General features: G+C 70.8%; 21 protein-coding genes and 3 pseudogenes. 11 read left to right on the top strand and 13 right to left on the bottom strand.

Annotated features, from left to right (window positions below):
• Positions 1-11: 11 nt before the first annotated feature.
• The 7 genes from ABD466_RS37460 to ABD466_RS37430 all read right to left on the bottom strand — a co-directional run bounded on the left by ABD466_RS37460 (position 12) and on the right by ABD466_RS37430 (position 8,732).
• The gene (locus tag ABD466_RS37460; RefSeq protein WP_344662018.1) at positions 12-1,568 is read right to left on the bottom strand and encodes a M48 family metallopeptidase; all 1,557 of its coding nucleotides are present in this window, start codon (positions 1,566-1,568) and stop codon (positions 12-14) included.
• A 148-nt stretch (positions 1,569-1,716) separates the two neighbouring features.
• Positions 1,717-2,904: an ADP-ribosylglycohydrolase family protein gene (locus tag ABD466_RS37455; protein ID WP_344662017.1), complete on the bottom strand. Its 1,188-nt coding sequence runs from the start codon at positions 2,902-2,904 to the stop codon at positions 1,717-1,719.
• Between the two features lie 3 nt (positions 2,905-2,907).
• Entirely contained in the window at positions 2,908-5,904 is a 2,997-nt protein-coding gene (locus ABD466_RS37450; RefSeq protein ID WP_344662016.1) for an ADP-ribosyltransferase domain-containing protein, read from the bottom strand.
• A gap of 157 nt (positions 5,905-6,061) precedes the next feature.
• Positions 6,062-6,691 carry a hypothetical protein gene (locus ABD466_RS37445; RefSeq protein ID WP_344662015.1) on the bottom strand — a complete coding sequence of 210 codons (630 nt, stop codon included), beginning with the start codon at positions 6,689-6,691 and terminating at the stop codon, positions 6,062-6,064.
• On the bottom strand, positions 6,688-6,996 hold the full coding sequence (locus ABD466_RS37440; RefSeq protein ID WP_344662014.1) for a DUF6507 family protein: 309 nt from the start codon (positions 6,994-6,996) through the stop codon (positions 6,688-6,690). Before ABD466_RS37440 ends, ABD466_RS37445 begins: the two co-directional genes overlap by 4 nt.
• A 624-nt stretch (positions 6,997-7,620) precedes the next feature.
• Positions 7,621-8,505, bottom strand: a complete 885-nt coding sequence (locus ABD466_RS37435) for an alpha/beta fold hydrolase (protein ID WP_344662013.1) — start codon at positions 8,503-8,505, stop codon at positions 7,621-7,623.
• On the bottom strand, positions 8,502-8,732 hold the full coding sequence (locus ABD466_RS37430; protein ID WP_344662012.1) for a TetR-type transcription factor C-terminal domain-containing protein: 231 nt from the start codon (positions 8,730-8,732) through the stop codon (positions 8,502-8,504). Before ABD466_RS37430 ends, ABD466_RS37435 begins: the two co-directional genes overlap by 4 nt.
• On the opposite strand from ABD466_RS37430, the gene ABD466_RS37425 reads away from it, so the two are divergent.
• The 4 genes and pseudogenes from ABD466_RS37425 to ABD466_RS37410 form a co-directional block, all read left to right on the top strand.
• Complete coding sequence (locus ABD466_RS37425; RefSeq protein WP_344662011.1) at positions 8,700-9,026, top strand: ABC transporter substrate-binding protein; 327 nt, start codon at positions 8,700-8,702, stop codon at positions 9,024-9,026. The genes ABD466_RS37430 and ABD466_RS37425 overlap by 33 nt on opposite strands.
• 11 nt (positions 9,027-9,037) lie before the next feature.
• Positions 9,038-9,827, top strand: a pseudogene (locus ABD466_RS37420) (ABC transporter ATP-binding protein).
• Positions 9,824-10,567 carry an ABC transporter ATP-binding protein gene (locus tag ABD466_RS37415; RefSeq protein WP_344662010.1) on the top strand — a complete coding sequence of 248 codons (744 nt, stop codon included), beginning with the start codon at positions 9,824-9,826 and terminating at the stop codon, positions 10,565-10,567. Before ABD466_RS37420 ends, ABD466_RS37415 begins: the two are co-directional and overlap by 4 nt.
• Positions 10,564-10,755, top strand: a pseudogene (locus ABD466_RS37410) (ABC transporter permease subunit); the annotation flags it as partial. The gene ABD466_RS37415 and the pseudogene ABD466_RS37410, both read left to right, overlap by 4 nt.
• A 38-nt stretch (positions 10,756-10,793) precedes the next feature.
• Here the strand turns inward: ABD466_RS37410 and ABD466_RS37405 are convergent.
• Positions 10,794-11,063 carry a hypothetical protein gene (locus tag ABD466_RS37405; RefSeq protein WP_344662009.1) on the bottom strand — a complete coding sequence of 90 codons (270 nt, stop codon included), beginning with the start codon at positions 11,061-11,063 and terminating at the stop codon, positions 10,794-10,796.
• 222 nt (positions 11,064-11,285) lie between these two features.
• Between ABD466_RS37405 and ABD466_RS37400 the strand changes: the two genes are divergently transcribed.
• Together ABD466_RS37400 and ABD466_RS37395 are read left to right on the top strand one after the other, a co-directional pair.
• Positions 11,286-12,509: a PP2C family protein-serine/threonine phosphatase gene (locus ABD466_RS37400; protein ID WP_344662008.1), complete on the top strand. Its 1,224-nt coding sequence runs from the start codon at positions 11,286-11,288 to the stop codon at positions 12,507-12,509.
• Between the two features lie 314 nt (positions 12,510-12,823).
• Positions 12,824-15,565, top strand: a complete 2,742-nt coding sequence (locus tag ABD466_RS37395) for a cation-translocating P-type ATPase (RefSeq protein ID WP_344662007.1) — start codon at positions 12,824-12,826, stop codon at positions 15,563-15,565.
• Between the two features lie 108 nt (positions 15,566-15,673).
• Here ABD466_RS37395 and ABD466_RS37390 read toward each other — a convergent pair whose 3' ends face one another.
• The gene (locus tag ABD466_RS37390) at positions 15,674-16,126 is read right to left on the bottom strand and encodes an avidin/streptavidin family protein (protein ID WP_344662006.1); all 453 of its coding nucleotides are present in this window, start codon (positions 16,124-16,126) and stop codon (positions 15,674-15,676) included.
• A gap of 246 nt (positions 16,127-16,372) precedes the next feature.
• Here ABD466_RS37390 and ABD466_RS37385 point away from each other — a divergent pair, with 246 nt between their 5' ends.
• The gene (locus ABD466_RS37385; RefSeq protein ID WP_344662005.1) at positions 16,373-18,106 is read left to right on the top strand and encodes a PP2C family protein-serine/threonine phosphatase; all 1,734 of its coding nucleotides are present in this window, start codon (positions 16,373-16,375) and stop codon (positions 18,104-18,106) included.
• Positions 18,103-19,233: a cobalamin B12-binding domain-containing protein gene (locus ABD466_RS37380; protein ID WP_344662004.1), complete on the top strand. Its 1,131-nt coding sequence runs from the start codon at positions 18,103-18,105 to the stop codon at positions 19,231-19,233. The genes ABD466_RS37385 and ABD466_RS37380 overlap by 4 nt, the downstream gene beginning before the upstream one ends.
• Positions 19,234-19,310: 77 nt before the next feature.
• On the opposite strand, the gene nadC is transcribed toward ABD466_RS37380, so the two are convergent.
• The 3 genes and pseudogenes from nadC to ABD466_RS37365 all read right to left on the bottom strand — a co-directional run bounded on the left by nadC (position 19,311) and on the right by ABD466_RS37365 (position 20,717).
• Positions 19,311-20,204: a carboxylating nicotinate-nucleotide diphosphorylase gene (nadC, locus tag ABD466_RS37375; protein ID WP_344662003.1), complete on the bottom strand. Its 894-nt coding sequence runs from the start codon at positions 20,202-20,204 to the stop codon at positions 19,311-19,313.
• A gap of 97 nt (positions 20,205-20,301) precedes the next feature.
• A pseudogene (locus ABD466_RS37370) lies at positions 20,302-20,415 on the bottom strand (FAD-dependent oxidoreductase); the annotation flags it as partial.
• Positions 20,412-20,717 carry a putative quinol monooxygenase gene (locus tag ABD466_RS37365; RefSeq protein ID WP_344662002.1) on the bottom strand — a complete coding sequence of 102 codons (306 nt, stop codon included), beginning with the start codon at positions 20,715-20,717 and terminating at the stop codon, positions 20,412-20,414. The pseudogene ABD466_RS37370 and the gene ABD466_RS37365, both read right to left, overlap by 4 nt.
• Before the next feature lie 170 nt (positions 20,718-20,887).
• Between ABD466_RS37365 and ABD466_RS37360 the strand changes: the two genes are divergently transcribed.
• Both ABD466_RS37360 and ABD466_RS37355 read left to right on the top strand, forming a co-directional pair.
• The gene (locus ABD466_RS37360; RefSeq protein ID WP_344662001.1) at positions 20,888-21,781 is read left to right on the top strand and encodes a LysR family transcriptional regulator; all 894 of its coding nucleotides are present in this window, start codon (positions 20,888-20,890) and stop codon (positions 21,779-21,781) included.
• 171 nt (positions 21,782-21,952) lie between these two features.
• Positions 21,953-23,974 carry a S9 family peptidase gene (locus tag ABD466_RS37355; RefSeq protein ID WP_344662000.1) on the top strand — a complete coding sequence of 674 codons (2,022 nt, stop codon included), beginning with the start codon at positions 21,953-21,955 and terminating at the stop codon, positions 23,972-23,974.
• Positions 23,975-24,025: 51 nt separating this feature from the next.
• Here the strand turns inward: ABD466_RS37355 and ABD466_RS37350 are convergent, their stop codons facing one another.
• The gene (locus ABD466_RS37350; RefSeq protein ID WP_344661999.1) at positions 24,026-25,438 is read right to left on the bottom strand and encodes a carotenoid oxygenase family protein; all 1,413 of its coding nucleotides are present in this window, start codon (positions 25,436-25,438) and stop codon (positions 24,026-24,028) included.
• A gap of 163 nt (positions 25,439-25,601) precedes the next feature.
• Between ABD466_RS37350 and ABD466_RS37345 the strand changes: the two genes are divergently transcribed.
• On the top strand, positions 25,602-26,147 hold the full coding sequence (locus ABD466_RS37345; protein WP_344661998.1) for a PadR family transcriptional regulator: 546 nt from the start codon (positions 25,602-25,604) through the stop codon (positions 26,145-26,147).
• Positions 26,148-26,503 lie beyond the last annotated feature (356 nt).

The following is a 26,503-nucleotide window of genomic DNA, read 5'->3' as shown; positions in this document are numbered from 1 at the left end:
CTGCGAAAAGCTCAAAGCTCGTATGTGTCGGGGACCCCGGCTTCAGCGAGGATCTTGCGCAGTGGCTCGGCGTCGGGCTGCCGGGAGACGATCGCGTCAAGGGCCGCTGTCAGCTGCTCCGCCGTGATCCCCGGTGCGTAGACCAGATGCGTGGGAGAGGACCACGACAGGACCCAGCGGGCCTTGCCGGTGTCGGCGAGAGCCAGATCCACCGCGAGGCCCAGCGCCGTGCGCGTGCGGCTGCGGTAGAGCTCGTCGCGGACGCGCTGGCTGTCGCCCTTCACCGGGTCGCCGGGAAGGCGGGCCCCGATGAGCGCGGCTCCTCCGGTCTCCAGCACGGCCAGCACGGTTCCGAGCCGACCTCGGCCCTCGCGGCCGGGGCCGTCGGGGGACACTGCCGCCGCCGCGGCGAAGAGCGGGCCGACACTGAGCGCCGTGGAGTCGCGGACGGTGCGGTGGACGAATTCCTCCCAGGGGAGGCGGTTCAGGGCCCGGCCCCGATCGTTCAGCGCGGAATCGAACGAATCCTGCAAAACGCGCTCCGGGTCCGCGAGCAACGCGCGGGCGGGGCGACCCGGAATCGCGCCCTCTGCCGGCATGTCCGAAGTCTTGTTCATGATGGCTGCGACACGTTCGGCCAGGGGCGGGTGCGAGTCGTACGGTGACGCCTTCGCCGGTCTCGTCTCCTCCGCGACCTCCCGCATCTCCGCCTGACGGGACGGCTCCGCCAGGAAGGAAACGAAGCCGCCCATGACGTCGGCAGGCAGAAAGCCCTGCCCGACGCCTGAGTACACATACCTTGACTGGAAGAACTGCCATGCCGTGCTCAAGGGAGCAATGCGCCGCAGGGCGGATACCGTCGCGGCGGCACCGGCGACCCGGACGGAGGCGGCGTCGGCCGCGTACTCCTGGCGTCGGCACACTTCCTGCGAGACGCGTAGGTAGAGCTTGGCGTAGGAGCGGAAGATCCGCGCCAGGAACGAATCGATGCCGTGCGAGCCGGCTATCTGCCCGAGGGTGTGGCCGATGGCGGTGCGACCACGGTAGGTGATGCCGGCCAGCCGGGTGTCCCGGTTGGCGTAGTGGCCGAGCTCGTGTGCCAGAACCGCGTCCAGCTCCGCCTCGGACAACCCTGCCACCAGCGGCGTACCGATCATCATCAGCCGCCGTCCCGGGATCAGGCCGAGCATCCGCGTCTTCTCCGCCACCCCCGCGTTCCCCTCGGGAATGAGCCGGATCTCATCCGGCGCCCGGGTCCCCACAGCCGCCGCGATCCGCCGCACCGCCGCCCACAACTCCGGTTGGTCGGCCTCGACGACCAGATAAGCGCCATCGGCCTCCCCGTCGTTGTCACGGTGGGACCGTGCCCCGATCATGAACACGCCGCGAGCCAGCGTGACGATCACCGGCACCGAAATGGCCAAGAGTTTGACCGTGCCGATCCCTAAGTGGCCACTGGCCACCATCAGCACATCAAGGGTCACCAACCCGGCGCCGAGACCCGCAGCTATGACATAAAAACCGACAAGGAGCCCAACAGCGGTCAACGCGCGAAAGAGCGTCTTCACAAGTCACCTGAACAGGGGTTTGATCAACGAGAGAATGCGTAGAAGATAGCGCGCTGGACGGGCCCGTGGGGACAATTGATGAGGCGGGATGAGAATGCCGGGTCGGCGCCAGCGCCCGGGGCTCGGGACGCCGGCGCGGACCCGTCGCTCACCCGATGATCCGCGTCGCCAGCGACGCCAGGCCGTCGGCGTTCAGTCCCGGCCAGCCGTGGACGGTTCGCTGCCATTCGGCCGGGATCGCGGCCCGGCCCCAGGCGGCGCCCAGCAGGACCCCCGCGATGGCGGCGACGGTGTCGGTGTCGTCGCCGGCGCGGACCGCGGCCTCCAGAGCGAGCCGGAAGTGGTCCTCCGGACGGTCGGGGATGCGGGTGTGGTAGATCGCGGACCAGGCGGCTTGCAGCGCCGGCACGACGAAGCCGTTGGGCTGGAAGGCGTGCGGCGGCTTCTCCTGCGCCTCGTCCAGCCAGGCCCTCCACTGCGCCTGGCGCTCGGCGGGGAGCAGGTGGACGGCGTCGCGGACGCCGCCGAACCGCCACAGGCTCGGGCCCGAGGCGAGCACGGCCTTGCGCACGCCTTCGCTCCACAGCACGCACGCGTCGCCGGCCAGCGCGTCGTAGTGGGTCAGGCTGCTGATGGCGCGGGCCGCGTCCCGGCAGCGGTAGACGGCGTCGGTGCCGTTGAGGAAGCCCAGCCCGACGACGCCGGTGCGCATCAGGGAGCCGTTACCCGCGGAGAGCCCGGTCTGCTGATGGAGCTCCCTCGAGGCCGCCCGGATCGCGGTCAGCGCGTCGCCGCGTTCCATCCGGGCCGTGTAGAGCACGCGGCGGGTCTGGGCGCCGATGTCGGACGCGCCGCTGGCCACCCAGCCGATGAAGCCCTCTGCGATGGCGCGCTGTGCGTTGTCCTCGTCCAGGGCGAGGCCGGTAGCGGCGACCTGGGCGATGATCACCTGCATCTGCGTGTCGTCGGAGTACTCGCCGGGGGCGTAGGGCCCGAGCCCGCCGCCGCGCATCACCGGCAGCTGGTCGTCGCCGAGCCTCGGCTGGAACTCATACGGCACGCCGAGCGCGTCACCGCACGCCGCGCCGATCAGTGCGCCGGCCGCACGGTCGGCCCGGATCTGCTGGGACGGGACGAGCGGCGTGCGCGGATCCGGCGGCGCGATCGGCCGGCCGCCCCCGGGCTGGAGATGGCCGTCGGCGGTGAGGCCGAGCGCGAACCCGCTGTCCCGCTGGGTGGCGGGCCGGCCCGAGGGGTTGCGCAGGGCCTCCTCGCGGCGGCGGTGCGCCTCGTCGATGATGCGCTGCTGTTCAGGGGTGGGGACGAAGTCGCTCATGGCTTACCTCTCCTGCAAGACGATGTGGTGGATGCCCCCGGGGCCCTTGGTGTTGGACAGCACATCGAACTCGGTGCCCGACTTGAACAGGACTTCCATCTCCTCGCCGTGCCGCGACAGGGCGGTGATGTCGACCCCGGTCTTGGACTGGATCGTCATCTGGACCAGGCTGTTGGCGTCGAGTCCGCCCTCGATGGTGGAGGCACTGGTGAAGGCGTGCTCGACGACCGACGAACCCGGAACGTACTGCGCGGCGATCTCGGCGGCCTTCGCCGGACTCAGACCCGAGATGGTCCGCACGACCTGACCTTCGAACGGCGCCATCTGGCTCAGCCCGGCATTGACGGCTGTCGCATGGTCGGCGTACTGCGCCATCAGCGCCGGATTGTCGCCGCGCAGGGCGGCATTGAGCTGCTTGTAGAACTCACTGCTGGTGTAGCCACGCGTCGCGGCCAGCTCATTCGGGTCCATCCCATGAAAGGCCGGGTCGTTCGCCACGATCTTCTTGCAGTAGTCGACATCCTCCGCGTAGCCGTAGTACTTCTGCGCGAAGTTGTCCATGGCGGCTTGGTGGGCGGCCGCGTCGGCGCCCGGCGCCGCGTGGACGGCGTCCGTGGGCGGAGCGACGTGGACGGCGTCCGGAGCCGCGTGGGCGGCGTCCACGGGCGCCACGTGGAGGGGGTCGGCGCCGGGGGTTAGGTGGGTGGGGTCGGCGCCGTGGGCGGCGTGAGCTGCGTCGGTGGCCGGGGCTGCGTGGGCGCCGTGGGCTGCGTCGGTGGCCGGGGCCGCGTGGGCAGCGTCGGCGGCCGGGGCTGCGTGGGCGCCGTGGGCAGCGTCGGCGGCGGGGGCCGCGTGGGCAGCGTCGGCGGCGGGGGCCGCGTGGGTGACGGTGCCGAACGGGTCAGTGCTGGGAGCGTGAGCGGCGTCGGCGGCCGGGGCCGCGGCATGGGCCGCATCGGCGGCGGGCGCCGAGTGCGTGACGGTGCCGAACGGGTCGGAACCGGGAGCGTGAGCCGAATCGGCGACCGGAGCAGCCGTGTGCGCTGCATCGGCGACCGGAGCAGCGGCATGGGCTGCGTCGGCGACCGGAGCAGCCGCATGGGCTGCGTCGGCGACCGGCGCTGCTGTATGCGCCACGTCAACTGCCGGCGCTGCCGCATGGGCCGTGTCGGCTGCCGGCGCGGCGACATGAGCGGCATCGGCGGCGGGCGCCGAGTGCGTGACGGTGCCGAACGGGTCGGAACCGGGGGCGTGAGCCGAATCGGCGACCGGAGCAGCCGTGTGCGCTGCATCGGCGACCGGAGCAGCGGCATGGGCTGCGTCGGCGACCGGAGCAGCCGCATGAGCTGCGTCGGCGGCCGGCGCTGCTGTATGCGCCACGTCAACTGCCGGCGCTGCCGCATGGGCCGTGTCGGCTGCCGGCGCGGCGACATGAGCGGCATCGGCGGCGGGTGCCGAGTGCGTGACCGTGCCGAACGGGTCAGAACCGGGAGCGTGCGCCGAATCCGCCGCCGGAGCAGCCGCATGGGCCGAATCCGCCGCCGGGGCAGCCGCGTGCGCCGAGTCCGCCGCCGGAGCAGCCGAGTGCGCTGCATCGGCGGCCGGAGCAGCCGCATGAGCCGAATCCGCCGCCGGAGCAGCCGCATGGGCCGAATCCGCCGCCGGAGCAGCCGCGTGCGCCGAATCCGCCGCCGGAGCAGCCGCGTGCGCCGAGTCCGCCGCCGGGGCAGCCGAGTGCGCTGCATCGGCGGCCGGAGCAGCCGTGTGCGCTGCATCGGCGGCCGGAGCAGCCGCATGCGCCGCATCACCCGCCGGGGCGAACGCATGCGCCACGTCCGAAACCGGCGCCTCCGCGTGCGCCACGTCGCTGACCGGTGCCGAGTTGGCGAATGCGCGGTCGAGGAGGTCCCATGTCGCCGCGTCGTGCGGGATCTGCGGTGCCGAGTTGGCGTAGGCCGCGTCGAGGGTCTGCCACGTTGCCGGGTCGTGCGGGATGTGGCTCGCCTCTTCGACGCCGTGCGATCCGTCGGAGAAGACCCGGACCAGATTGCCGAGTCCCCCCTTCAGGAGCGCGGTCATGCCGGTGAACAGTCCCTTCACGGCTCCCGCGCCGGCGCCGAGCAGGTGGGCGCCGGCGCCGAGGAAGCCGCCGGCGCGGAAGGCCTCGCCGAGGGCCGTCAAGGTGGTCAGGCCCTTGGTGATGGGGATGCACGCCAGCAGCGCCAGTCCCACATCCCACAAGCTCGCGCGGCCGTGGGCGTAGTCGTTGATCTTGTCGGCCAGCAAGATCAGGCCGGCCACCACGACCGCGATGATCAGCCAGAGCGGCCCGCCCACCACGAGCAGGATGATCCCGCCGATGAAGGACACGATCCCGGCGACGATCACCAGGCCCTTCCACACCACCGAGGCGATCTCGCCCACCTCGTGCCAGAACGAGTCCGGCGGGATGCCCGCGTCGGTGGCGGCGTTGATCTTGTTGCGGGCCGTGTCCTCGGCGGTGTGCCGCAGCGATTCGGCCGCGGACGCCAGCTTCTTCAGCGCCTCGAGCTGGGCGCTCGTCCCGCTCATCTGGTTGTTCAGGTTGCTGACGGCGTACTGCGCGTTCGTCTGCTGCCTCACCGCGTTGCTCACGCTGGTCGGGTCGACCGTCGCGGCCGCGTGCGCCGCGTCCACGCCCTTGTTCGCCGACGCCAGATCCGCGTGTGCCGAGGACAGCTGCTGCTGGATGCGCTGCACCTGGTCGTGCAGCGGCCGCGCCTGTGTCAGCGCCCGATCCGCCTGCGACTGGCAGCTGTCCAGCGCGTTCCCGAACTCGATCAGCGCCTCCGCGCACAGGTGGTGCGAGGTCGCGACCTTGTCCAGCTGCGCTGGGAACTTGCCTATGTGGTCCCGGAACGCGTCCCCCGACGCGCCGATCCAGTTCATCGCCGCCGGATCCCCGGCCAGCCCCCGCACGTCCCGCGCGGCCAGCTCGGCTTCATCCCCCAGTGTCTGCATCCGGCCGCCGAGTTCCCTTATCCGGAACGGCTCCCCGGGTGTTGGATCGTGGCTCAGATCCAATATGTTCCAGTCCGTAGGACGTACCACTTGTCGTGCTCCCCGTGTGTCGGTTTCCAGCCGCGGCGTCGGCGCTGCCGCGGACCCAGCTGCGGAACTAGCTGTCGTGCAGGCGCAGGGTTCCGGTCAGGGCGTCGAAGAGGTCGAACAGGCCCTCGGCCAGGGCGAACGCCGGGCTGCTGCAGGAGACCAGCAGCACCCTGTTGACGTCCGGCACCGGCACGAACGTCTGCATCGACGCGATTCGGATCGGCTTGCCCGGTTCAGGCTCGACATCCTCGATCCCGTAGGTGCGCACGGCCTGGCCGCACCCTTCGAGGTCGAACACCCGCACCTTGGTCCATGTGTCGTCGTCGTCCTTGGGCTCCTTGGGTGTCAGCATCGGCAGCAGGGCCGCGGTGCGGTCCGGTTCGTCGCTGCTGGCGCCCAGCGGACCGGGCAGCAGGAAGACGGTCACGCTGGCCGGCAGCACCCCGTCCTCCACCGGTTCGGCCATGCCGGCGCAGTAGACCGCCCCCGCGTCCCACGACCTGGCCGCCTGATCGCTCAGCAGCTTGGTGATCTCCCGGCGGCGCTCCTGCAGCTCGGGTACCTGCGCGATCCGGTCCCGGACCAGATCCCGGACCGACGCCTCCCGGGTCGCCGGATGCACGTCCAGCTCGAACCAGTTCGGCGGCACCCGCAGGCTGAAACCGATCCCGGCGTCGAGCGCCGGACCGCCGGTCACCGCTGGGCGCCTTGGCTCGAGTCGCTGTTCAGCTTGTCCGCCATGTCCTTGTCGGACTTGCGGATGGCCTTCACCGCTTCGTGCGCCATGTTCGCCAGCGCCTCGGCGGTGTCCTCCACGTGCTTGCGCCCGTCCCGCCAGTGCGACTCGAAGTGGTGCATGGCGTCGCGCACCTTGTCCGAACCGTAGTCGCCGTCATAGGAGTCGATGGTGTGGCGGCTGGAATCCAGCTGCTGCTTGATGGTGTCGAGTCGTGACCCGAACGCGTCGAGGGCGTCCAGATCCACGGAAAGGCGGTCAGCCATTTGACGTTCTGTCCCCGTTTTAGTGATGTGCTGGTTACTCACAATGCCCGACGCCGAGGATTGACGGTCTGCGCGACCCGCTCCAGGGCGTTGTGGCAGAGATCGTATAGGAAGCCGGGAGGGTTCTGTATCGCACATCGTGAGTCCGCCGCCACCACCTCGATGAGGTTGTCTTAAGTGGTGTCACACGCGAATAAGAGCCCTTGATCATCCGTGAATTGGGCAGACGGTGCGTATCGGACCTGTGTCAAGCCTCTGGCGGTTGGCATCCGGAGGAGGACGACGTAGTACCGGCACGGTTCGCTGTTCCGGTAACTATTCGCCCTGATTTCCGCCGCTCGGGCATGGCTATTGGCTTCGGAACGGAAAAATCAAGCTCCGAGCGCTTCAGGCATAGAAGCCACGGCAATTCTGCCGCACATGTGCGCAACTACCGCAAGGTACCCATCGGCAGCAGCTGTTGACGAAATGGCCGAGCTCGAAGGAGGCGCTGGTGTGGTGCGGAGCCGCCGCCAGGCACCGGGCGATTCCCCCCAGGCCCGGCCAGGCGACGGCGACCTTGTTCAGCACTGCCACGGTGCACACCGCCAGGGTGTCGGCCGCGGCATGGACCAGCAGTGCCGGTCAGCCGACACAGATCCGCTTGGCCACATCCCCGGCCGAGCGGTGGTCCATCAAGATGCTGTAGTGGTTGGTGTCGGGGACACGATCGGCGCGCAGGGGCGCCTCGCGGGTCCAGTGGGCGACCACCTCGTCGGGAAGCAGGCCCGGCGGTTTGCCGTACATCCCGCTGGTCGCGGTCAGCAGCAGGGTGGGCAGGCGCAGAGCGCGCAGAGCGTCGCCGAAGCGCGGCGAGGCGGCGATGAGGTCGGTGCCGTCGGCGAGCACCGCGGCCTCACCGACCCCGGAACGCAGCGCTCCGGGCTCGCCGACCAGGTCGTAGCGCAGGTACGCCTCGATGTCGGGGTTCCAGCAGTCGGCCAGTGCCGGATGGGCACGCCAGAAGGCGAGGTATTCCTCGGCGTCGGTGTAGGTCTGCTGAAGCCGGGCGAAGGCGGGGCCGAGGATCGCGCTGACCGCCAGTTTCGGGTCCAGGCCCTCGGGGAGCGGCAGTGGCAGGCCGCCGTCGAGCAGGACCAGGCGTTCGAACGCCTCGGGCCGCGCGTCGGCGGCGAGCAGTGCCACGTAGGCGCCGAGCGAGTGCCCGGCCAGGGTCGGCCGGGCGTTGCCCTGGGCGGCGAGGTGGTCCGCGGCGGCGAGCAGGTCGACGGCGTGGCGGGCGAGGCCGTGGGGGCCGGGCAGGTGCGCGCTGCCGCCGCGGCCGCGCAGGTCGACGGCGATCAGGGTCCAGTCCGCGGGCAGGAAGCGGGCGATGGCCTGCCAGGAAGCGCCGGTTCCGGTGATGCCGTGCGCGGTCAGCAGCACACGGTCTCCGTCGCCCCATCTCAGGGCACGAAGGGCGCCGTCAGGCAGCGGTATGTCCAGCGGTCGGGGGGCGAGGTCGTTCACGGTTCGTCCTTCGGAGTGACGCCCAGCATGCGCAGGGCGAGTCGGGCGTGGTGGTCGGCGACCTGTTCGCGGGTGTACGGCTGATCGGGGCCGAACCAGGCGGCCACCCGCATGCCGATCGCGGCGATCGCGGTGCCGGTGAGGATGACGTCGTCGAGGGCGAACACGCCGGCCTCGGCGCCGTCGTGCAGGGCTTGGAACAGCAGCCGACGGGCTTCGCCGCGCAACGCGAGAGCCTCGACGACCAGGTCGGGGGCCAGCGCGTGCTGGCCCAGATGCTGGTGCGCGCGGTCCACTCCGGCGGCACGGCGCAGGACGTCGACAAGATGATCGCAGGGCTCGAAGGATGGAGCTTCGACGGCGTCAAGGGCACGGTGACGATCCGCGCCGCCGACCACGCGCTGCTGCAGCCGATGTATCAGGTGAAGCTGGCTGTGAACGGGTCCACCTTCACCCCGCAGGTCGTCAAGACCCTGTCGGCCGACGCGGTCGCGCCGCCGGTCGCGGCCATGAAGGGCTGAGCACCGTGCCCCTGTCGCCCTCTGGGGCGGTCGTGCCGGAGGTCTCCTCCGGCGCGGCCGCGCCCGCGCTCGTGGTGGCCGGCCTGTCCTGGCACATCGACGGCGCCCGCATCCTGAACGATGTGACCCTGTCCGCCGCGCCCGGGGAGTTCGTCGCGGTCATCGGTCCCAACGGCGCCGGCAAGACCTCGCTGTTCAACCTGATCACCGGGACGCACCGGCCGGACGCCGGACGGGTCGAGCTGCTCGGCCGCGACGTCACCGCGCTGCCGGTGCACCGCCGCGCCCGGCTCGGGCTGGGCCGTTCCTTCCAGTCCTCGGCGGTGTTCCCCTCGTTGAGCGTCCGCGAAAACATCCGGCTCGCGGTCCACGCCCGGATGCGGCGCGACAGGGCCCGGCCGCCGGCCGCGGCCGTCACCCGCGCCGCCGAAGAGTATCTGGAACGGGTACGGCTCACCGAGCGCACACAGGCCGACGCCGCTGTGCTGTCCCACGGCGACAAGCGCAAAGTCGAGATCGCCCTGGTCCTCGCGGGGGCAGCCCTCGGTGATCCTGCTGGACGAGCCGATGGCCGGGGTCGCCCCGGGCGAGATCCCGCAGCTGCTGGAGGTCATCAGCACCTTGTCCGGTGACGGCACGGGCCGCACGGTCCTCATGGTCGAGCACCACATCGACGCCGTGCTGTCCCTGGCCGACCGGATCGCCGTGCTGCACCACGGCGCGCTGCTGGCGCTGGACACCCCGGCCGCCGTGATGGCCGACACCTTCGTGCAGCAGGCCTACCTCGGGGAGGGGCTGTGACCGGCGGCCCGCTGCTCGCTGTTCGAGACCTGACGGTCACCGCGGGCGCGGTGTCGCTGGTCCGCGACATCGCCCTGGACGTCCCGGCCAAGGGCGTCGTAGCCCTGCTGGGCCGCAACGGCGCGGGCAAGACCACCACGCTGCGCGGCATCCTGGGCCTGGCCCCGCGCGGGGGGCGCGTCACCGGGTCGGTGTGCCTGGACGGAGGCGAGCAGGCCGGCCGGCTCACGCACCAGATCGTCCGCTCCGGCATAGGCTACGTGGCCGAGAACCGCGGCCTGTTCGGCGCCCTGACGGTGGCCGAGAACCTGCGCCTGGCCGAACCGCGGCACGGCGAGCCCGACTACGACCGCGTCTTCGCCGTCTTCCCGGAGCTGAAAGACCGCGCCCGGCAGCGCGCCGGAACCATGTCCGGCGGACAGCAGCAGATGCTGGCCCTGGGCCGCGTGCTGCTCGGCCGTGCCCGATTGCTGCTGGTCGACGAACCCACCAAGGGCCTGGCCCCGAAGATCGTCACCGAGGTGGCGGAGGTGCTGGCGCACCTGGCCGAGGCCGTGCCGATCCTGCTGGTCGAGCAGAAGCTCGCCGCCGTGCGCCGCCTCGCCCGCACCGCCGTCGTCTTGACCGACGGGCACGTCGCCTTCACCGGCGCCGCCCGCACCCTGATGGAGGATCCCGAGTTGGTCCGCTCCCTGCTCGGCGTCGGCTCCGCCGGTCATACGCGAGAGGTGGCGTCATGAGCACCCTGCTGGTGCTGACGGTGACCGGGCTCGGGCTCGGCGCGCTGTATTTCCTGGTCGCCGCCGGCCTGTCGCTGGTGTTCGGCCTGGCCGACGTCCTCAACTTCGCCCACGGCCTGTTCCTGTCCGCCGGTGCCTACGGCACCTGGTGGACCGCACGCCATCTGCCGGGTGCCGGAGCGCACGGCGCAACGCCGGCGACGTCGGCCATGGCGGACTGACCTGATCAGTCGAACGGCTGCTCGACGCCGTCTATGAGCAATGTGCACTCAGGGGCACCGTCCCGCCCAGGGTGCCGGACCGTCACGTGCACCGGCGTGGGCGGCGTCGTGGGCAGTGGCGCGTCCAGTTCGCATGTCCCGGAATCGCCGATTCGGCCTAAAGCGACCTCCTTCCCGTTGACGAGCAGTTCGATGTCGCTACTCGCCCTGTCGGTGTACACCATCACGGTTATCGAGTCCCCGTGGCGGTCGGTGTGGAAGCGGTTGGTCGCCATCTGCGCCTCCCGGCAAGAGGCTCCTCGTCACTTCAAATTATCCGTTTGAGTGGAGCGCAGGGCGACTCAGCAGCATCATGCGCCCCCGGCGAGGCCTGGGGCTTGAGCAAGCACGGACGTGCCGCGCATGGCGTAATGAGCTGCTCCAGCGTGCTTGTCAGGTCGCACTGTTGGGGACAGGCGGCAACCGCAATTCGTGGCAAGAAGGATGGGGAACGGGCCATGAGTGAGGAGACGGTGGACCGGTCGGAAGGCTTCGGTGAGCGGCTGCTGTGCCTGCTGCTTGACCGGGCACGGCTGATGCCGCCGCAGCTCATCGCACCGCTGATCGCGGAGGAGGTCGCCAGGATCGGCGGCCGTGACGTCTCCATTCTGCTCCAGGACTACTCGCAGGAGTTGCTGGTGCCGCTGCCGGGCCGCGATCTGCACGTCGGCCAGCCCGAGCCGGTGGACGATTCCGCTGCCGGCCGGTCCTTCTTGCGCGGGGACGTCGTCGAGGTGCCGCAGACCCACGGCGTGAGGATGTACCTGCCGTTGTTGGACGGCAGCGACCAGGTGGGCGTGATGGCCCTGACCCTGGACGTCGTCGGAGACGATGACCGGCGTCTGCTGCGCAGGCTCGCGGGCCTGGTCGCGGACATGCTGGTCACCAAGAACGCCTACACCGACCGGTTCTTCCAGGCCCGGCGCCGGGAGCCGATGAGCGTGTCCGCGGAGATCCAGTGGAGTCTGCTGCCGCCGCTGACGATGACCGTGCCGCAGGTCGAGGTGGCCGGCATCCTGGAACCCGCCTACCGGGTCGCCGGCGACAGCTTCGACTACGCGCTCAACGACAGCATCCTGCACGTCGCCGTCATCGACGCGATGGGCCACGGCCTGGACGCCGCCACCATGGCGACCGTCGCCATCGGCGCCTACCGCCATGCCCGGCGGGTCTTCGTCAGCCTGGCCGAGAAGTACGCGTTCATGGATGAGGCCGTCGCCCGGCAGTTCGGGCCGGACCATTTCGTCACCGCGCAGCTCATGCACCTGAACGTCGCCACCGGTGAGTTGCAGCTGGTCAACGCCGGACACCCCGCGCCGCTGCTGATCCGCGACGGCCTGGTCGCGCGCCAATTGGAGAGCGCGACGACACTGCCTGTCGGCTTCGGCGGCGAAGCGCCCCGGATCCGAGAACACCTGCTCCAGCAGGGCGACCGCGTGCTGTGCTACACCGACGGCATCATCGAGGAACACCTCGCCGGCGAGGAACCGTTCGGTGAGGAACGCCTCATCCAGTGCGTCAACCGCCTGGGACAGGAGCCGTCAGAGGGGATGCGAGCAGATCTGCGCCGGCTCTCCCACACGCTGAAGCACGAACGAGGCGGCCGTACCAGCGACGACGCCACCCTGTTCATGATCGAGTGGCGCGGAGGCGCCGCCGACCACCTCGCGGTCGTTGATTGAGTACCTCGGCCGGAGCCGGCCGCGGGCCCGTCTGGCCGGCCGGAGTGCTGGACGCCGCGCGGATCGCCAGAGAGCTCGGTTCGGTCCGGCCTGGGGCCACGAATGGGCCTGGCACTGGTGAACTCGCACAACCGTCAGGTTGCTTCGAGCAGGCCCCGGACCCGAGCCTGATCGGCGGGGTGATGCCGGTCCCGACCGCCGCGACGTCCGGTTGCCGGGCGAAGACGGCGCGGCGAGACTTTAGGCCTGTCGATCGCACGGCCGACTGCTTCGGCCGCGCCTTGTCGCGTCCGAAGGGCACCTGAGGGGCTGTCTTGAGCGAGCCTGAGACGGAAAGGGACCGGCTGACACCCGATCCCACGGAGCGGGTGGACTTGCTGTTGCGGGATCTGCGCGGCAGCCGTGACGGGCTCAGCTCGCGGGAAGCGGCGCGGCGCTTGGTCCATTACGGTCCGAACGAGTTGAAGCGCCGGGGTGGCACGCGCTGGCCTGGGGAGTTGGCCCGGCAGTTCACGCACCCGTTGGCCCTGCTGTTGTGGGCGGCCGCGGCACTGGCCTGGGTGGCCGGCATCGCCGCGGTGGCTCTGGCGATCGTGGTGGTGATCGTCCTCAACGCCGTCTTCGCGTTCGCCCAGGAGATGCAGGCCGAGCGCGCGGTGGAGGCGCTGGCCGCGTACTTGCCGGCCGAGGCCAAGGCCCAGCGTGACGGCCGGATGCAGGTGGTCCCGGCGGCTTCGCTGGTTCCCGGCGACGTCCTGGTGATCGAGGAGGGCGACCGGATCTCGGCGGACGCCCGGCTGATGGCCGGCGGCATCGACGTCGACACCTCGACACTGACCGGGGAGTCGATGCCGGTCTACCGCTCCGCGGAACTGACCGACGGTGCCCACATCCCGCGGATCCAGGCACGCGACCTGGTGTTCAGCGGCACGACATGCACCGAGGGGGAAGCGCGGGCGGTGGTGTTCGCCACCGGGATGCACACCGAACTGGGACGGATCGCGGCACTGTCCGAGCGGGTCGAGCGCGAGCAGAGCCCGCTGGAGGACCAGGTCCGCCGGGTGGCGTGGCTGATCGCCCTGATCGCGTTGATCTGCGGCATCGCGTTCATCCCGATAGCGACCTTCGGCGCGGGGCTCTCGGTCAAGAACTCGGTCGTGTTCGCCGTCGGGCTGCTGGTCGGCAACGTGCCCGAAGGCCTGCTGCCGGTGATCACCCTGGCCCTGGCTCTCGGGGTGCGCTCCCTGGTGCGCCGCGGCGCGGTGGTCAAGCGGCTGAGCGCGGTGGAGACGCTCGGGTCGACCGATGTGATCTGCACGGACAAGACCGGCACCCTGACCGAGAACCGGATGCAGGTGACCACCGTCTGGACCGCCGGCGGCATCCACCGCCTGGACGACCCCGGACGCGCCTCCGGTCCCGCCGACATCGCCCTGCGCAGACTGGCCACGGTGATCGCGTTCTGCAACAGCGCGCAGCTCGGCACCGCCGACGACACCATCGGCGACCCCACCGAGGTGGCACTGCTTCAAGCCGCGGCCCGTCTGGGAAGCAGCGTGGACCCGACGGAGCGTGACCGTCACCACCGTCGCCGCTTCCGGTTCGACCCGGTGCTGAAGCTGATGTCCACTCTGGACGACCGCGACGGCGGCGTCTGGGTCGACGCGAAGGGAGCCCCCGAGGCGCTGCTGCGGCACTGCACCGCGATCGCCGAGGCCGACGGCCGGACCGTGCCGCTCACGCCCGAGCGCCGCCGGGCCGTCGAGCAGCACGTCGACGCGTTCGCCCGGCAGGGCCTGCGCGTCCTCGCCGTCGCCGAACGGCCCCTGGACGCCGGGGCGCCGCTGCCGGATCACCGGGAGGCGGCCGAACGCGACCTCGTGCTGCTCGGTTTGGTGGCCATGCTGGACCCGCCTCGCCCCGAAGTGGCCGGCGCGGTCGCCGACTGCCACGGCGCGGGTATCCGGATCAACGTCGTCTCCGGCGACCACGCGCTGACCGCCACCGCCATCGCCGGGCAGGTCGGTATCGGCGGCGGGCATCCGATCGTGATCACCGGCGCGGAACTGGAGCGGATGCCGGAGCAGAACCTGGACGCGTTCCTGCGGGGGAACCGGGAGTTGATCTTCGCCCGCAGCTCGCCGGAGGCCAAACTGCGGATCGCCGACGCTCTGCGCGCCGAGGGCCACGTGGTGGCCATGACCGGCGACGGGGTCAACGACGCCCCGGCGCTGCGCCGCGCCGACATCGGCGTGGCCATGGGCCGCTCCGGGACCGACGTGGCCCGCGAGGCCGCCACGATGGTGCTCACCGACGACAACTTCGCCACCATCGTCGCGGCGGTCGAGGCCGGGCGCCAGGTCTACGACAACATCCGCAAGTTCATGGTGTACATCTTCGCCCACACCACCCCCGAGATCGTCCCGTTCCTCGTGTTCGCCCTGGGCGGCGGCGCCATCCCCCTGCCGCTGACGGTGCTGCAGCTGCTGGCTTTCGACGTCGGCACCGAGACGCTGCCGGCGCTGGCGCTGGGGCGCGAACCCGCCGAGCCCGGGACGATGCGCCGCCCGCCCCGCCCACGCTCCCAGGGCGTCATCCAACCGGGGATGCTGATACGGGCCTGGCTGTTTCTCGGCGTCATCTGTGCGGCGCTGGAGATGGCAGGCTTCTTCTACGTGCTGTACGGCGCCGGCTGGCACCCCGGCGACCCCACCGGCCCCGGCCAGCCCCTGCACCACGCCTACCGGCAGGCCACGACGATGACCTTCTTCGGCATGATCGCCGGACAGATCGGCACGGCGTTCGCGGCCCGCACCGAGCGCGCCTCACTGCGCTCGGTGGGTTTCTGGAGCAACCCGCTGCTGCTGTGGGGCATCGTCTTCGAGCTGGCCCTGGCGGCGCTCTTGATCTACGCCCCGCCGTTCCAGGATCTGCTGGACACCGCCGCACTCACCCCGGCGATGCTCGCGTTCGCCGCGCCGTTCCCCTTCATCGTGTGGGGAGCCGACGAACTACGCCGCCTGCTGATACGCCGCCGAGCGGCAAGGGCTGACTAGCGGCCCTTACCTGCGGGCCTGGAAGCCTTCCTGGGCCATACCGAGAGCGCTCAGCGGCGGGCGGGGCCCTGCTGCGTGCCTCAGGCCGTGCCGCAATCTGTGAGCCGGTCAGAGGAGTTCCGGCCCGGCCACGGACCTGCTCGCCGGATGCGACAGCGGCCGGTTGGATCGCAATGAGCGTGCAACGTCTTCAGCAGTGGGCTTCTCCCGTCGGAACACGTCGTGTCCGATCACCGTGGCTTCCCAGGCGTTGCCGACCTCCATCGAACGCGTCAGCAGCCAAGTCGCGAGGATCTGCTCCACGTCCTGCAGATACTGCCCGCTCCAGCAGGTCACCGAGAAGGCGTTCCGGCGCTCGCCCCGCCACGAGACCGCCCAGCCGAGCGGAATGCCGAAGCCCGCCTCTTCGGGTTCACCGATGTACCCCACCAGCGGATAGGCACCGATCGCCTCACCGACCTGCGAGTTGTAGAAGCCGTGAAGCGCCCCGGGCTCGCCGGACGGAAGCGTGATGGACATGACCGATCCGAATTCGTTGAACCACTCGCCATTGATGGACATCTCGAACCTCCAGGGTCGGGCTGCGCGTCTGATACGGCTGCGTGCGCTGTCATCGTCCCGACGCCACACGGCGACAGCCCGCCTGGACGAGCCCATTCAGACGATCGGCCCCGCAGCATTGCTCGGACGCGTCCACGCCGGCGCACCAGGTCGGAGAGGAACAGCCGACCCCACCGGCTTTGGGCCGAAAGGCTCTATTGGTTGAGAACGCCGTGTGGGACGGTGAGGGCGAAAGGAGATCTTGTCGTGAGCCGATCTGCTCATCAGGAGGGCAGTCAGGTGTCGGTGGCGAAGCACGGGCCACAGCCCGTCCGACGGCCCGGTGAGGCCGGAGAGCCCGCCGCCTCCGACGCCCCTGGAGTGCGGCCGGACGCCGCCGAGCTCGCCGGACTGCTCGATCTCGTGGACCAGGCCGTGGTGGTCTGCGACCAGGCGGGGAAGCTGCGCTGGTGCAACGCCCCAGCCTGGAGGCTCCTGCCCGGGTTGCGGCTCGGCGAGGCGCCGACCGGGCCCTTGGGCCGGGCAGCGGCGCGGGGCGACAAGCTTTTCGAGGCCGAGGTCGAGGGGCGAGAGCTATCCGGGCGGAGGGTCGAGCGCGACAGCCTGTGGGGGGTCGGCGGCCACGCCTGGCTGGTCCGGGACGAGAGCGGTGACCGCGAGCGCCTGCTGTCGCAGGCGGCGCAGGGCACCCGCTCGGAATTCCTGGCCGAGGCCGGCCGGACCCTGTGCGCCTCGCTCCACCCGGGCCGGACCGTACGGGCCGTGGTGAAGACGGCCGTGCCGGCCCTGGCCGACACCGCTGCGGTGTTCTTGCCGATCGACGGCACGTGGTCGGCCTGGCATCGTGCCGGACCCGATCAGGCGTCCGGCCGCTTCACGGTGGCCGAGGCGGAGGAGGCGCCGCTGGTGGCCAGGGCGCTGCGCGGCCTGCTCACCCGGCCGGAGCGGTGCGGGCGGCGGGACCTGACCGGGCTGGCCGACGCCCTGGCGCCGTGGCGGGACGACGACGGCGAGGCGCTGGTGGTGACACTCCCCGGCGTCGGCGCACCGTCCGGCGTGCTGGTACTGGCCCGGGGATCGGGGCGGCCGGCGTTCGACGCAGCCGACACCGATCTTGCCGAGGAGTTCGCCGCCCGGGCCGGCATGGCTCTGGCCGCGGCGGCTCTGTACACCGAGCAGGCGGACGCCGCGTCGGCGATGCACGAGGAGTTGGTGCCGGACGCCCTGCCCCGGATCCCCGGCGTCCACCTGGCGGCGGCGTACCGGCCGGCTCACGAGGGGCTGCAGCTTAGCGGGGACTTCTACCATGTCAGGCCCAGCGCCGTGGGCGGCGGCGCCGATTTCGTCTTCGGAGACGTGTGCGGCAGTGGCGTGGAGGCCGCGGTGATCGGCGGGCGCGTGCGGCGCAGCCTCCGGACCCTCGCCGCGGTGGAGAGCCAGCCGGTCCCGGTGCTGCACCGGCTCAACGAGCTACTCCTCGAGGACAGCACGGCCACCTTCGCCACGATGGTCTTCGGTTCCGCCCGGCCCGCCGAGAACGGCGGACTCGACGTCCTGGTGGCCGGCGGCGGGCACCTCCCGCCCTTGGTGCTTCGCACGAACGGACGAGTGGAGGACGTGGACATCGGCGGGACGCTGGTCGGCGCGCTGCCCGAGGCCGAGTTCGAGCAGGCCACCGTGCACCTGGCGCCCGGCGAGCTGATGCTGCTGTACAGCGACGGCATCACCGAGGCCCGCGGCGGGCCGACCGAGCAGGAGATGTACGGCGAGCACCGGCTGATCCGGGACCTGGCGACCTGCGCCGGAATGCCGGCCGGAGCGGTCGCCGAGCGCGTCGACCTGCTGCTCGGACAGTGGCTGGCCGGACGCCCCCACGACGACCTGGCCGTGCTGGTCATCCAGGCGCCGCCGGCCCAGCCGGCCGCCACTCCGGCCCTGCGCAGCGAGCGCGCGGAGCCCGTCGATGGACGCCCGCGGTGACCGCCGAGCCCGCCGAGTCAGCCGAGCCCGCCGAGCCTGTCGGCGGCACCGACGTCACTGACGTCACTGACGACGCCCGCACCGCGTTCGACCAGTGTCTGGCCCAGGCCGACGAGGCCGCGGCGACCACGCTGGTCCTCGATCTGCTCGACCGGGGCGTCAGCGCCGAGGACCTGCTGCTCGACCTGATCGCTCCCGCCCAGGCGGCCGTCGGCGCGCGCTGGGCGGCGAACGAATGGAACGTGGCTCAGGAGCACGCCGCGACCTACGTCAGCGACCGGGCGGTCTCCGCGCTGGCCGTCGCCACCAGGGCTGTGCGGGACGGCCGCGGCAGCGTGGTGTTGGCCTGCCCGGACGGTGAGTGGCACAGTTTGCCAGCCCGGGTGGTGTCGGAGGTGCTGCGGCTGCGCGGCTTCAGAGTGCACTTCCTCGGTTCCTCCGTGCCCACCGCGCATCTGGTTTCCTACCTGCACCAGCACGACTCCGACCTGATGGCGATGTCCTGCATGCTCGCGGCCCGGTTGCCTCGCGCGTACCGGGCCGTCGAAGCGTGCAGGCTGGTCGGGGTCCCGGTGCTGGCCGGCGGCAGCGGCTTCGGCCCGGAAGGCGTCTGGGCTCGTTCCTTGGGCGCGAGCATGTACGCGCCCACGGCCAGAGCAGCCGCCGACATTCTGCTGCGCCGATGGCCGCCGCCGCTGACCGGTCATCCGACCCTCGACCACCTGGCCGACGGCGAGTACGCGGAACTGTCCGGCCGCCGGGGTGCCGCGCTGGACGCCATGGTGCGGCAGGTGACGAGCCGCATCTCACCCCTGGGCGAGCTCACGGAGGAGTCGCACGATCTCGTCGTCGAGAACCTCGGCTTTCTGATGGACAACCTCTCGGCCGCCGTCTTCGTCGACGACGCGAGGGTGTTCACCGCGTTCCTGGACTTCACCGTGGACATGATGACCGCGCGCGGCATACCGCCGGCCTCCCTGCTCCTGGCGGTACAAGCACTGACCCAGCCGCTCCACGACCTTCCCCGCACCATGGGGCATGTCACGGTGGGCCGTGAACGGCTCGAGCGGCCGGACACGGTCCCCGAGATCGCCGATGAAGACCGGGGGTCAGGCGCCGTCCCCTGAGGTGCGGGTTCCGGCCGGGGCGTCGTTCCCACCGTCGGCGGTACACCGGCTGTCGGGCCGGCAGGCGTCGATGATCGTCACGTCGGACGCGGCGCCGCGTCCATCGTGATCAGCATCGTCAGGTCGAGCGCGGGCGCGCTGTGCGTCAGGGCGCCGATCGAGATGAGGTCGACGCCGGTGTCGGCGATGACGCGGACGCGGTCCAAGGTGACGTTGCCGGAGGCCTCCAGGAGGATCTCAGAGCCGCCGGGACGGCCTGCTCTCATCCGTAGCACTTCTTCGATGTCGGCCGGTTCCATGTTGTCGAGCAGGAGCCAGCCGACTCCCGCTTCGAGGGCTTCCCGGGCCTGCGCGACGTTCTGCACTTCGACGTCGATCGGCACGCTCGTCCCGGCCTCGGCCATCCCCTTGCGGACCGCCTCGATCGCCGCGGTCACCCCACCCGCCGCCGTGATGTGGTTCTCCTTCAGCAGGACCATCGCGGCCAGGCCGAGCCGGTGGTTGCTGCCGCCGCCCGCGGTGACGGCGTACTTGTCCAGCGCCCGCAGCCCCGGGGCGGTCTTGCGGGTGTCCAGGATCCGTGCCGGGGTTCCGGCCACGGCTTGGACGAAGCGGTCGGTGACGGTGGCGATGCCGCACAGGCGCTGGAGGAAGTTCAACACTGTGCGCTCGGCCGTGACCAGGCTGCGCGCCGATCCGGTCAGCCGCACCAGAACGTCCCCGGCCCGCACCCGCGCGCCGTCCGCGACCAGGGCCTCGACCTGGACCTCCGGGTCGGTCTGGGCGAACACTTCGGGGATCACGGGCAGTCCGGCGGCGACACCGGGCTGGCGGGTGCTGATCTCGGCGGTGGCGATCAGGTCGGCGGGGACGCTCCACAAGGTGGTGATGTCGGCGGCGGCCATGTCCTCCGTCAAGGCGGCGGCCACACTGACCCGCGCCGCCGACGCGGGGAATTCGGCGATCTTCATGACTGGTTCCTCAGCTCTCAGAGGTTGGTCATCGGCTGGCACCGCGTTGCCCGACGAGGCCGTGGACGGTGCCCTTCGGCCCCATCAAACGGGACGCCCAGTACTCGGCTTCGACGATCGCAGTGGGCAGGCCCGGCTGCGCCGCACGGATGGCCGCGGTGTGGCCACCGGGCCCGGCGCCGAGGACGACGATGGCGTGGTGAGCGCTCATGACGCGGCCGGTTCTTCCACGGTCGTCCCGGTGAAGCGCCGCGTCGGACCGTCGGCGTACTCCGAGACGGCCTTGATGAACCGCTGGAAGTTCTCGCCGGCTTTGTGGATCTCCACGGCCGCCTTGTCCTCGTACGCCTCGTTGAGGTGGAACAGCAGCGCGTCGTCGGGGTCGGCGAGGACGTCGAACCGCAGGCAGCCCGGCTCGTCGGCCAGTGAGCCCCGGGCGTTCCGCAGGGCCTCGGCGATGAAGTCCTCGCGGCGCTCGGCGGGGACGGCGAAGCTGACGGCGAACTGATACATGGTGGGCTCCTCAGCCAGGGATGAGAGGTCGCCGGCGCGACGAAGTGCTCCGTCCGGCAGCGCCTGATCGGCGGCTCAGACCCAGGAAAGCCCACGAGATCCCGGCCGCGCCAATAGCTCCGCGAGGCCAGGCCATAGGCTCGGACCTATCGCCACAGCAAGGAGCGGCCATGAACGACCACCGGGACGTCGAACTTCGCCATCTCCGCTACTTCGTCACCGTCGCCGAGGAGGGCACGATGACGGAGGCCGCACGGGTGCTGCGGATCACGCAGCCCAGCCTGAGTCAACAGATCAGCACCCTGGAACGGCGGGTCGGGGCCCCGCTGTTCCACCGCAGGCCCAAGGGGATGGAGCTGACCGAGGGCGGCCGGATCCTGTACGCGAGCGCCAGCCGTGCCCTGGCCGAGATCGAGTCGTCGCTGGTCCAGGCGCGCGACGCGCGCCGCCTGGTCCAGGTGGGGATCTGCGGTTCCGCCCCGGAGCACTTGCTGGCGCGGGTCGAGCGGATCTTCGGCGACGACGGATCCCTGGACGTCGAGTTCGCCGGTGCCGACTCCCAGGAGCAGCTCGACCTGCTGCGGACCGGCACGCTGGCCTTCGGGGTGATGCGGGTCTTCCACGCCGTCGAAGGCCTGGCCACGCTGACCCTGGCCGACGAGCCGCTGGGCGTACTGCTCCGCTCCGACCACCCGCTGGCCGACCGCAGAGCCCTGACCTGGGCCGACCTCGCAGACCAAGAACTCCTGTGGTTCCCCGCCAGGCGCAACCCGCGCTTCGCCGACTATGTCCTGGCCCATCTCACCGGCCACGGCTGGTCGCCACGACTGCATGTCGTCGACGCGCACAGTCAAGCCCTGTACCGCCACCACCTGCGCACCAGCCAGAACCTGGTCACCCTGCGAGCCCGGAACGGCATCACAGCGGATGCGGGGATGGCATGGCGGCCGCTCGCGTCCGACCCGCCGCGCGAACGCTTCATCCTCGCCACGCTCGGCGACAGCCCGTTGGCGGGGCTGCTCGCCCGCCTAGGAAGCCGGTCGTCCGCAGTGTTCGCTTCTTGAGAAGCGGGGCTGGTTGCTCGCCGGCGTCGAGCCCGGAGTAAATCTTTTCAAGCGGTAGATATCAGAGTCCTGATGTCGTGATGGGCGAGAACGACTCGTTCGCCATGGCGCGGCTTTCGCGTTCAGGTAGCAACTCCGGCGGCGGCTATCGCCGCCGCCTACTGTTGTGGCATGACAACGATCTCGCCCTTTGGCACCTGGTGTTCTCCGATCAGCGCCGCCGACATCGCCCGCGGCGCGAAGCTCGTGGCCAGAGCCGCGGTGGTGGGCGACGAGATCTGGTGGAGCCAGAGCCGGCCCGACGAGGGCGGCCGGATCACCGTGATGCGCTCGCCCGCCGACGGGAGCGGGGCCACGGAGCTGCTCCCCGCGCCCTGGTACGCGCGCACCCGAGTCCACGAGTACGGCGGCCGGCCGTGGATCGCGATCCCCGAGGGCGACGGCCACGCACTGATCTTCGCGAACTTCGCCGACCAAAGGCTGTACCGGCTCTCCCCCGGCGCTTCCGAGCCCCTCGCGTTGACGCCCGAGCCTTCGCAGCCCGCGGCGCTGCGCTATGCCGAACTGACCTTGTCGCACGACGGCCGAGAGATCTGGTGCGTGCGGGAGTCCCACACCGAAGACCACGAGGTCCGTCGCGCGTTCGTCGCCGTACCGCTCTCCGGCACGGGCGCCGACTCTGACGAAAGCGCGATCCGAGTCCTCGGCACCGACACCCGCTTCCTCGCCTCACCCCGGATCTCTCCGGACGGCAGCCGTCTGGCCTGGATCGGATGGGACCACCCGAACATGCCGTGGGACGGCACGCTCCTGCGGGTCGCGGAGATCGACGAGGACGGAGTGCTCGGCAAGCCGACGACACTGCTCGGCGGCGCTGAGGAGTCGGTGATGCAGCCGGAGTGGGTGGACGAAACGACGCTCTATGCCGTCTCGGACCGGTCCGGCTGGTGGAACCTCTACCGCGTCGGCACCGAAGACTCGGCGGGCGCACCGCAGCCGCTTTGCCCGCGCGCCGAGGAGTTCGGCACGCCGCCGTGGGTCCTGGGCTGGAACGACTACGTCGTGCTGCGCGACGGCCGCGTCGTCACGGCGCACGGCGTCGGGAGCCAAAGCCTCGGCGTCCTCGACTCGGCCACCGGAGAGCTGACAGACCTCGATCTCCCCTACACCGCCTGGTTCTCCCTGGCGACCGACGGCGTCGTCGTCGCCAGCACGGCGGCCGGCCCGACCACCCCGACGCGGGTCCTCCGGCTCGACACGGCCACCGGCGCCCTGGACGTCGTCGCCGAGTCCGTGGACCCCGCCTCGCTCCCGGATGCCGGCTACCTGCCGAACCCGGAGCCCGCGGTGTTCAACGGCCCCGACGGCCGCGAGGTCCACGCGCTCGTCTACCCGCCGAACAACCGGGACTTCGCCGCACCCGAGGGCGAACTGCCCCCTTACGTCGTCCACGTCCACGGCGGCCCGACAGCGCACGCCACGATGACGTTCAGCCTCGACATCGCGTACTTGACCAGCCGCGGCATCGGCGTTCTGGACGTCAACTATGGAGGATCGACCGGCTACGGCCGCGAATACCGCAACCGCCTACGCGGCCAGTGGGGCGTGGTGGACGTCGAGGACTCCGTCGCCGCCGTCACCGGGCTGGCCGCCACCGGCCGCGCCGACCGATCCCGGCTCGCGATCAGCGGCGGCAGCGCAGGCGGCTGGACGACCCTGGCCGCCCTCGTCGGCACCGACGTGTTCACGTGCGGCACATCCCTGTTCGGCGTCTCGGACCTGAGCCTGCTCGCCACCAGCACCCACGACTTCGAGTCCCGCTACCTCGACTCTCTGATCGGCCCACTGCCCGAAGCCCGCCAGACCTACGACGATCGCGCACCGGTGAACCGCGTCGACGACCTGAGCTGCCCGGTCCTGCTGCTCCAGGGCGAGGACGACCCGGTCGTCCCTCCGTCGCAGTCCGAGAAGTTCGCGGCGGCGCTCGCGGACAAGGACATCCCTTATGCCTTCCTGCTCTTCGCCGGGGAACAGCACGGTTTCAGAAAGGCGGAGAACCAGATCACAGCGCTGGAGGCGGAGCTGTCGTTCTACGGGCAGGTGTTCGGGTTCGTGCCGGGCGAAGTTCCCGTCATCGCGCTGAAGACCGGCCGGGATCCCGAGACCGGGCGGCCGTTCGTGACCCGGCAGTAGCGGGGACCGGGGGTTCGTGCCCGCCGCCGGCTCGCCAGCCAGCACGCGCTCTCAGCGTGCGCTGTGGAACAACCCATGGAACCCGAAAGGGATCGTGTGCGGAACCTTCGCCGAAGCCAGTTCCTGGAACGACTGCGCGTCCAGAACCACGAGTTTCGAGGTACCGGCGTCGGCGTCGAGGACCACGGACAGCACCACGCCTTGGTCCTCGGCGTCCGCGCCGGGCTCGGGCACGAACACCGGCTCCCCGGGGTAGTTCCGCGGCTGGGACCACTCCCGGCTCCCGCCGGTCTCCACGTCCACCTTGGCCAGGCCCCGCGCCACCACCGGGCCTTCGCTGTCTCCGGTGATCCCGTAGGCGTATCGGTAGGGGTGCCCGTTGTGCTGCCCGTAGTGGATGCGCGGAAGCTCCAGCGGAACGCCGGCCAGGCGGCGCGAACTCACGGTTCCGGCGTCCAGATCGATCTCGTATCGCGTCGGGAAGGCGAACTTCCCCGCCACCTCATCGCGAAGGGCGTCGAGACGCAGCGCGTCGATGACGGAGGCGTCCTCGTAGGCGCAGATGTCGAGGACGAGTACGTCCCCTTGCTCGAAAGCGTTGATGTGGTGGAAGGCGAAGAACGGCGCGGTACGGAAGTCCCCGCGCAGTGAGCCGTTCCGCATGTCGACGACGAGGAATCGCGTTTCGCCCTGCGGGTCCCAGCGATAGTTGTCGATGAACGGCTTGCCGGACAGCAGCAGCTTGAGAGGATTCACGGTCAGCGGGAACTCCGCGAGCACGACGAAGTTCTCCGTGATGGCGAAGCTGTGCATGTAGCCGGGCCGCGCCACCGGGATCCGTGCGACCAGGTCCCGCGCCATACTCGTCACGGGCTGCCGATAGACCTGGTAGAAGCTGTTTTGACCGAAGGACAGCAGGTAGTTCACCAGGTCGCCGGTACGCGGGCTCTGATGCGGGTGCGCGGTGGTGACCCGGCCGTCCAGGCTGTCGGTGTAGGCGGCGACCCCGACGGTGGCGAGCGTCTTCGCGTCGAACGACGCGGCCAGCGGCACCTCGGTGAGGGCGGTCAGGCCCTCGGCCATCGGCACGATGTTGACGTTCGCGTTCGGCACGAACCGGGGAGCGGGACGGAACCGGGTGAACAGCCGCGAGAAGTAGCGCTGGCAGGGATCCGAGGCGAACTCGCGGTACCCGATCCGGCCGGCGTCGGTGGCGCGCTTGGTCGCCGAGTCGATGAAGCGGTTGGTGTACGAGACGGCACCGTCGCCGACGGCGAACCGGTGCAGCATCGCCTGCCCGTCGAACCAGTGCCGGAACGGGACCTTCCCGGCCTCGAAGCGCGCCGGCCCGTTCCGGAACAGCGTCCCGGACAGCCAGGCCGGCAGCTCGCCGTCCACCGGTAGGGCGACGTCCTCGACCTCGGCGGCCAGGCTGGTGAAGCCCGGGGCGTAATCGGCGGTCATGAGCTTCCCCTGTTCGTGAGGTCACGACGACAGTCCACGGTCACCGACCACAACCACCGGTCACATTGACAGGTCACATTGACATGACACAGTGGACTATGACGCTCGTCATTCAAATACGATCCGCAATGCACTGTCAAGGCACCCGACGAGGAGACCCGCCATGGACCGCACCCCACCCGCGGACAAGCTGAACAGCACGGCGGCCTCCCTCCTGGGGTTCCTGCACCGCGGCCCCGCCAGCGGCTACGAACTGGTCGGCATCGCCGAGGACCTGATCGGCGACTTCTGGAGCCTGACCCGCAGCCAGGTCTACCGCGAGCTGGCCACCCTGGCCTCCCGCGACCTGGTCACCGCCGGCCCCGTGGGACCGCGCTCCCGCCGCCCCTACGAGCTCACCGACGCCGGCCGCGCCGCCTTCGCCACCTGGCTCGCCGAACCCCCCGGCGCCGAGCAGATCCGCTTCCCCCTGCTCCTGACCTTGGCCTTCGGCACCTTCATCGACCGCGACACATTACGCGGCTACGTGGCCGAGCACCGCGTCCTGCACGAGCGCCGCCTGAAGCAGTATCTGGCCATCGCCGACGACATCGCCGACAAGCTGCTCCGCAGCACCGTCCGCTTCGGAATCCACTACGAGCAGGGCGTACTGGCGTGGATGGACGAGGTGGCCGTGACGCTGGACGCGCTCGACGCGGAAGGGGAATAGGCGGGCGATCTCGCGTCGCATCGGGCAGGTCGAACGTGAATGACATCGCCGGAACCGGCACGAAGCGCGGCACCGCGCTCCTCAGCGTTCTGTCACGATCACGCACTCAACGATCTTGAGCGGCCGAACCGCGTCGCCGCAGGAACGTACAAGTCGACCCCATCACGCCGCCTGGCCCGGTGGGCGATCACCGCGCCGATCGCTGGAACATCACGCCGTGGAGAACGCCCGGTGAACGATCCGAACCGCGGGCAGCCACGATTTGCTGCTGCTATCGTCCCGGCCGGCCGGCAGGCCGCAGACCCCGTGAACGCCGCGATGAAGGTGGTGTCCGCGTGAACCCGCAACTGGCCCGC

Origin of the sequence: Catenulispora subtropica, from assembly GCF_039531675.1 — a bacterium.
In the GTDB taxonomy this organism is placed as follows: domain Bacteria; phylum Actinomycetota; class Actinomycetes; order Streptomycetales; family Catenulisporaceae; genus Catenulispora; species Catenulispora subtropica.
This window is presented reverse-complemented; position numbering and strand designations above follow the sequence as displayed.